This is a genomic window from Brachybacterium subflavum (assembly GCF_009299795.1).
In the GTDB taxonomy this organism is placed as follows: domain Bacteria; phylum Actinomycetota; class Actinomycetes; order Actinomycetales; family Dermabacteraceae; genus Brachybacterium; species Brachybacterium subflavum.
This window is the reverse complement of the sequence record NZ_VIGP01000006.1, coordinates 329,859-336,187: the sequence shown is the minus strand read 5'-3', so window position 1 is coordinate 336,187 and position 6,329 is coordinate 329,859. Positions and strand designations below refer to the sequence as shown.

The window sequence follows — 6,329 nt, the reverse complement described above, 5'->3', positions numbered from 1 at the left end:
TTCGGATCAGCCATGTGCCCATCGTGCGCCTCCGGCTCCGCGAGGGCCCCCCCTTCCCGCGGTCCTTGAACCTCGCACCTGATCAGCCGCACAGGACTCTCTGCGCGGTGTGCCGCGCACGGCTCACCGCGCGGGCCCACCCCGCTGCGCGAGTCCGTCCTTGATCCCCTGCGCCCGGCGGGCTCGTCCTGGTCCTCGGATGGCAACTCCACGTGGTCGACGGTCGCACGCATGGTGGAGGCGTCAATGCCGGACCCGCCGCCGGCGAACAGCGCACCGATCCTCCCGCCGGCACCTCCACCCTGCCGGTCGCCTCCTGGGCGCCCAGGCGCGCCATAGCCTCCCTCGGTGAGTGCAGAGCCCCGTGAGAAGATAGACCCGACGCCCACGACATGTGAGGGGGAGCGATGCTCGCCATCGACCGGACCGCAGTCGCGGAGCTCGCGCGCCGTCATCATGTACATCGACTCACCCTGTTCGGTTCGGGCACCACCGACGATTTCGATCCGCAGCGCAGCGACGCCGACTTCCTCGTCGAATTCATTCCGGGAGCTTCGTCGACCCTCGACGACTACTTCGCGCTGAAAGCGTCCTTGGAGTCTCTGCTCGGTCGCTCCGTCGACCTGGTCGCTCCGCAGAGCCTCGAGAACCCCTACTTCGCCGACGAGGTCGCCCGCACTTCGGTGGAAATCTATGCGGCGTGAGGCGGCAGGGCTGCTGTGGGACGCCCAGCGTGCGGCGAGGCGCGTGCTCGCGTTCATCGACGACGCCAGCTTCGAGGACTACGAGAGGGATGCCCTCCTCAGGTCGGCGGTCGAGCGCCAGTTCGAGATTCTCGGGGAGGCCCTCGATCGGCTCAGCCGATCGGATCCGGCGGCTGCGGAGACGATCCCCGACCTCCCTCAGATCGTCGCCTTCCGGAACATCCTGATCCACGGATACGCGACGGTCGACAGCGCCATCGTCTGGGAAACCGCGACGACCCGGCTCGACGCGCTGCTCAGCGTGCTCGATCGACTCCTCAGCGATGACGAGTCGGAGATCGGGCATTCATGACGACGCGAGCCCGTTCTGCGTCTGACACGTTGCGTCGGGCGTGCCCAGCGCCCGACGTTGAATAGTGACCTGGTCGTAGATACTGCTGCCCGCACCCGCTCACCGCGCGGGCCCACCCCGCTGCGCGAGCTTGTCCTTGATCCCCTGGAAGGCGCCCTTGATCCCGGTGGGCTCGTCCTCGTCCTCGGCGGGCAGCTCCACGTGGTCGACGATCGCGCGCATGGTCGCGACGTCGATGCTGGGCGCGCCGCCGGCGAGCAGCACACCGATCCTGCGGCCGACCAGCACCTCGAGCCCGTCGGCCGCCTCCTGGCCGCGCTCTTCGCGGGCCGCGTCGAGGCGCTGGCGCAGCATCCGCTCGGCGGCGGCGGATGCGGGGACCGGCTCGGGATGGCCGGCGACGGAGATCTGTTCCACGGGTGCGTCCTCTCGGGAGTCGGGCAGGCCGATCAGTCGGCGCCCGTCCCATTCTGCTCCGGACGCGTCGGCGTCGAAGCCTCGTCCGCGCCCGTCGGCCGCGACGCGTCGGCCCCGCCGGAATCGGCACCGCCCGCACGATGCGAGCCCGTCGCACGCTCCGCGCCGGACCCGCGCAGCGCCTCGCCGAGCGCCTCGCCCTGTGCCCGCCCCTGGGCCTCGCCGGCCACGCGGCCCTGGATGAGGTCGGGGATGCTCAGCCCGAGCGTCGCCTCGACGGTGTCGAAGACGCCGCGCAGCGCCCCGGCGGATTCGCCGGAGAACTGCTTGCCCGCGACGTCGCCCTCGGCGCCGCCGGAGCTGACCACGGTGATCTCGCCGATCTGCGCGTAGCCCCGGGCGAAGGTCTCCATGAGGGTGGGCAGCTGGTCGACGACGCGCTGGGCGAGCAGCGCCTCCTGGTTCTCGCGCAGGGCCTCGGCCTCGGCGCGCATGGCGGCGGCCCGGGCCTCGCCGGCCAGCCGCTCGGACTCGGCGTCGGCCTCGGCGCGCAGCTTCACGGCGCGGGCGTCGGCCTCGGCGACCTCGGCGCGGGCCTCGGCCTGTCGGCGCTGCTCGAACGCGGCGGCCTCGGCGTCCTTCTGCCTGCGGTACAGCTCGGCGTCGGCGACGCGCTTGACGTCCGCGTCCAGCTGCGCCTGCTTGTTCTCGGCCTGCTGCTGGAGGACCTCCTGGCGGGACTTCTCGCCCGCCAGGGCCTGCGCCTGCTCGGCCTGCGCCTGCGCACGGCCGACCTCGGCCTGGGCGTTGGCCTTGTTCGTGTCCAGCGCCTGCTGCTCGACGAGGTTCTGCTCCTCGTTGCGGATGCGCTCCTTGGCGACGGCGCGCTGGGCGTTGGTCTCGCTGATCTCGGCCGCCTGGCGCTTGGCCTCGATCTCCGGGGCGCCGAGGGACTGGATGTAGCCGACGCCGTCGGTGATGCCGCGGATCTGGAAGGAGTCGAGGATCAGGCCCTGCTCGCGCAGCTCGGGGATCACGGTCTCGGCGATCTGCTCGGAGAAGACCTTGCGGTCGCGCATCAGCGAGATCACGGACTGCTGGGCGATGACGCCGCGCAGCACGCCCTCGAGCTGGTCCTGGGTGAAGGACTCGATGGCCTCGTCCTGGGAGGCGAAGCGCTCGGCCGCCCGACGCACCAGGGTCTTGTCCGAGCCGATCTTCACCAGGGCGACCGCTTCGACCGCGACGGTCACGTTGTCCGCCGACTGCGCCTCTGCGCGCATGTTCACCTGCCGCTGGCGCAGCGAGATGACCTCGTGGCGCTGGGTGATCGGATTGACGATCGCCTTGCCGTTGACCACGACCGTGGTCGCCGAGGTCGTGCCGTCGTCGTTCTTCTGGCTCTTGCCGGAGACCACGAGGGCCTCGTCGGCCCGGGCGACCTTGATCCAGCTGCGGATCACCAGGAAGACGATCACCGCGATGACGAGGAGGGCGACGAGGACCACGGCGATGAAGCCGATGATCCCGATGCCGAGGAATGTGCTGCCCATGGTGCTTCCTTCGAGGGACAGAGGGAGAGTGGTGTGGCCAGGATCCCATGGATCAGCGCGCGGAGGCGGCGCGCGGAGAGGGCGGGGATGGGCAGAAGTCCCCATGGACCGACGGCGCCGGCGACCTTAGGTTGACATCTGCACAGGCAGATCACGGAACGGCACTGCGAGGAACGATGTCTGGATTCCTGGGAGCGGACACCCATCAGCTCCGCACATTCAGCTCGACGCTGGCCACGCAGTCCAGGCGGGTCGACGAGCTCCTGAGAGGGCTCGATGCCACGATCCTGCGCGAGGACACCTGGATCGGCCCCGATGCCGAGGCTTTCCGCCTCGCCTATAGATCGGACGTGCGCTCCAGTGCCCAGGGTGCCGCCGCGCGCCTCACTGCGCTGTCGAAGCAGCTGATCGATCAAGCGGATCAGCAGGACGCGGCCTCGTCCGTCGACACGACAGTCGTCGCCGCCCCCACCGTCACGCCGGAAGCGGACGGCGCACCCGCACCTGCCACCCTCTTGGGGCTCACCGGCACGCCGAGCGCCTTCATCGGTGGTGCTGCGGCATCGGCGGCTCTGGGGCTCCTGGATCACCGTGGCGACAATCGCAGTGCGCGCAGAGGAACCGGTGCCGCGAACTCCCCGCGCCGCTCGGGCGACGACTCCTTCGACCCCGACGCGAAGAACCCCAATGCTCAGTACTCCACACCCGGGCCCGCCCCGACAACCAGCGGCCAGACGGGCCTCGGCGCCGGCGTCCCTGGCACGACAGCCGATGCGCCGGCACCGCCGTCCTGGACTCCTCCGGCCGATGGCGCAGGAGAGTACGACTCCGAGTTCGGTGGCCCGAAGGACCATGCAGTGCATTCACTCGCCCGGGAAGGAGCCGACCTCAAGCGGAACGATTGGCCCCACGCCGCCGACCATCTGGACCACTTCCTCGACAACACGGGAGAGGACTACTCCACGGACGTCGACGGGCTTCTGAAGGACCAGCCCCACGTCGCGCAGAAGGCCGACGAGGCACGTGATCAAGCTGGACACGATGCTGTCGCCCAGGCGCAGAAGGACGGCGCCACCGGTCCGATCACCTATCCCCTCAGCACTCCGTGGGCGAGCCACACGGGCAGCCCGGACGAGGGCGATTGGTTCTATGCGTCCGGCAGCTACAACTACAACCAGACCGGCACTGTGACCGCGTACCCTCCTGACCAGAACCACTCCGCGTGGCGCTACGAGGTCGACGCCCAGGTCAACTTCCGCGACCGGTACAACTGGGACGGCGGGAAGGCGACCCAGATCGGCCCGTTCACGGTGAGCGACGAGTCGTTGGCGGCGCTCCACCGCGGTGGCCTCGCCCGGGAGTACAACCTGGTCGGGGCATCCTCCACCCAGCATTCGGAAGGGTCCGTAACGTGAGACGACGAGCTCTTCTCCCCCTCTTCCCCCTCGCCGCCGCCACGATGCTGCTGGCCGCCTGCGGGAAGCCCGACACCGAGGAGACCGAGATGGATGCTCAGACCGTCCTCGAGGCCGCGGGCCTCGGCGCCCCGAACGTGGAGGCGTCCGTCGCGGACGCACCCCTGCAGGGCGACGAGAAGTGGAGCAGGGTCGTCACCTTCTCCGGGCCCGCCGACGAGATCGACGCGTGGGTGGAGGACAACTTCCCCGACGGCATCGAGTCCCGCGCCTTCAAGGACGACATGGCCGCGGCGACGGAGCGCCTGGGAGACGGCGTGCAGAAGAAGGGCGATCGCATCGCCGAGGGCGTCGAGGGATCGGCGGCATTCGTCGTCGTGATCGGGCAGGAGGACGAGCCCGTGGTGCACGTGGCGGTGCGGCAGACGGGGCGCTGACCGCGAGGAGGCGGTGACCATCGATCAGCGCGGCCCGCGCGGCTGACAGCGGCACGACGCGGACGCCGCGTGACCCGTCACTGCGCAGGCCTATACGATCGATCGGTCCACACCGCTCCCAGCGTCGGCAGCGATGATCCGCCCCGTTCCGCTGGAGATGCCGTGACCCCGCCCTCCCCGTCGAGCCAGACCTCGTCCAGCCAGACCCCGTCGGCCGCGCCGCTCGAGCCCGCGCGCCTTCGCCTGGTCATCCTCGCGATGGCCCTCGGCGCCTTCGCGATCGGCACCACCGAGTTCGCCTCCATGGGCCTGCTGCCGCAGATCGCCCGCTCGCTCACCGTGAGCGTCCCGCAGGCCGGCATGCTCATCACCCTCTACGCGCTGGGCGTCGTGATCGGCGCGCCCGTGGTGACGATCGCCGCCGCGAGGATGCCGCGCGCCCGACTGCTCGTCCTGCTCATCGCCCTGATCGGCGCGGGGAACCTGATCTCCGCGATCGCGCCCACGTTCTCGATCCTCGCGATCGCGCGGTTCGTCGCCGGACTCCCCCACGGCGCCTTCTTCGGCGTGGCCGCGCTCGTCGCCTCCCGCCTCTCCCCTCCCGGCCGGCGCGCCCGCTCGGTCTCCAAGGTGATGCTGGGCCTGACGATTGCGACGATGCTCGGGGTGCCCGCCTCGACGGCGCTCGGCCAGAGCGTCGGCTGGCGCGCCGCCTACTGGATCGTGATGGTCCTGGCGCTCGCGAGCACTCTCGCCATCTGGCGTCTCGTGCCGGAGCCCGAGGGTTCCGGCACGACCGGTTCGATGCTCGGCGAGCTGCGGGCGCTGCGCCGCGCGCAGGTGTGGCTGGGCCTGGGCATCGGCGCGATCGGCTTCGGCGGCATGTTCGCGGTCTACAGCTACATCGGCGAGATCGTGCCCGGCGTGCTGGGCCTCTCCGAGCGCACCGTGCCACTCGCGCTGTTCGTCTTCGGCGTCGGCATGACCGTGGGGAACATCGTCGCCGGGCGCCTCACCGACCGCTCGATCTACGGCACGATCCTCCTGGGCCTGGTGGGCATGGCAGCGAGCTTCGCGGTGTTCGCGCTGGTCGCCCACTGGGCGGTCGCGGGCATGATCATGCTCTTCGTGATCGCGGTGACGTCCCAGCTCATGGGCCCGTCCCTGCAGCTGTTCCTGCTCGACGCCTCGCCCGACGCCCCCTCGCTCGCGGCCTCCCTGCACCACTCGGCGCTGAACATCGGCAACTCGCTCGGCGCGGCGCTCGGCGCCGCGGTGCTCGCCGCCGGCTGGGGGCTGCTCGCCCCCGCGTGGACGGGCATGCTGCTCGCGGTGCTGGGGCTCGGGATCGTGGGGATCTCGTTCGGGGTGCATCGGCGCGCGTCGGGGACGACGGCCGACGCCCTCTAGCGTCCGCCCGGGCGTCCACGTGAGCATCCGCCCGAACGTCC

The 6,329-nt window shown here is 70.7% G+C and carries 7 protein-coding genes; 5 read left to right on the top strand and 2 right to left on the bottom strand.

The features are described from left to right. Positions 1 to 407: 407 nt before the first annotated feature. On the top strand, positions 408 to 704 hold the full coding sequence (locus FHG10_RS15740; protein WP_152354286.1) for a nucleotidyltransferase family protein: 297 nt from the start codon (positions 408 to 410) through the stop codon (positions 702 to 704). Continuing rightward, complete coding sequence (locus FHG10_RS15735) at positions 694 to 1,056, top strand: HepT-like ribonuclease domain-containing protein (protein WP_152354285.1); 363 nt, start codon at positions 694 to 696, stop codon at positions 1,054 to 1,056. Before FHG10_RS15740 ends, FHG10_RS15735 begins: the two co-directional genes overlap by 11 nt. A 99-nt stretch (positions 1,057 to 1,155) precedes the next feature. Here the strand turns inward: FHG10_RS15735 and FHG10_RS15730 are convergent, their stop codons facing one another. Further along, positions 1,156 to 1,473, bottom strand: a complete 318-nt coding sequence (locus FHG10_RS15730) for a hypothetical protein (protein WP_152354284.1) — start codon at positions 1,471 to 1,473, stop codon at positions 1,156 to 1,158. A gap of 32 nt (positions 1,474 to 1,505) precedes the next feature. Next, entirely contained in the window at positions 1,506 to 3,026 is a 1,521-nt protein-coding gene (locus tag FHG10_RS15725) for an SPFH domain-containing protein (RefSeq protein WP_152354283.1), read from the bottom strand. A gap of 176 nt (positions 3,027 to 3,202) precedes the next feature. On the opposite strand from FHG10_RS15725, the gene FHG10_RS15720 reads away from it, so the two are divergent. The 3 genes from FHG10_RS15720 (at position 3,203) to FHG10_RS15710 (ending at position 6,288) form a co-directional block, all read left to right on the top strand. Beyond that, a complete protein-coding gene (locus tag FHG10_RS15720; RefSeq protein ID WP_152354282.1) occupies positions 3,203 to 4,441 on the top strand; it encodes a WXG100 family type VII secretion target in 1,239 nt (412 codons plus the stop codon). Continuing rightward, the gene (locus FHG10_RS18060; RefSeq protein WP_193636354.1) at positions 4,438 to 4,878 is read left to right on the top strand and encodes a hypothetical protein; all 441 of its coding nucleotides are present in this window, start codon (positions 4,438 to 4,440) and stop codon (positions 4,876 to 4,878) included. Before FHG10_RS15720 ends, FHG10_RS18060 begins: the two co-directional genes overlap by 4 nt. Before the next feature lie 162 nt (positions 4,879 to 5,040). Continuing rightward, positions 5,041 to 6,288: an MFS transporter gene (locus FHG10_RS15710; protein WP_227488312.1), complete on the top strand. Its 1,248-nt coding sequence runs from the start codon at positions 5,041 to 5,043 to the stop codon at positions 6,286 to 6,288. The last annotated feature ends 41 nt before the right edge of the window (positions 6,289 to 6,329 follow it).

Excerpts from the sequence above, each read along its gene's own strand:
- FHG10_RS15740 (WP_152354286.1), top strand. The coding sequence starts at position 408 with ATGCTCGCCATCGACCGGACCGCAGTCGCGGAGCTCGCGCGCCGTCAT.
- FHG10_RS15735 (WP_152354285.1), top strand. The coding sequence starts at position 694 with ATGCGGCGTGAGGCGGCAGGGCTGCTGTGGGACGCCCAGCGTGCGGCG.
- FHG10_RS15725 (WP_152354283.1), bottom strand. The coding sequence starts at position 3,026 with ATGGGCAGCACATTCCTCGGCATCGGGATCATCGGCTTCATCGCCGTG.
- FHG10_RS15720 (WP_152354282.1), top strand. The coding sequence starts at position 3,203 with ATGTCTGGATTCCTGGGAGCGGACACCCATCAGCTCCGCACATTCAGC.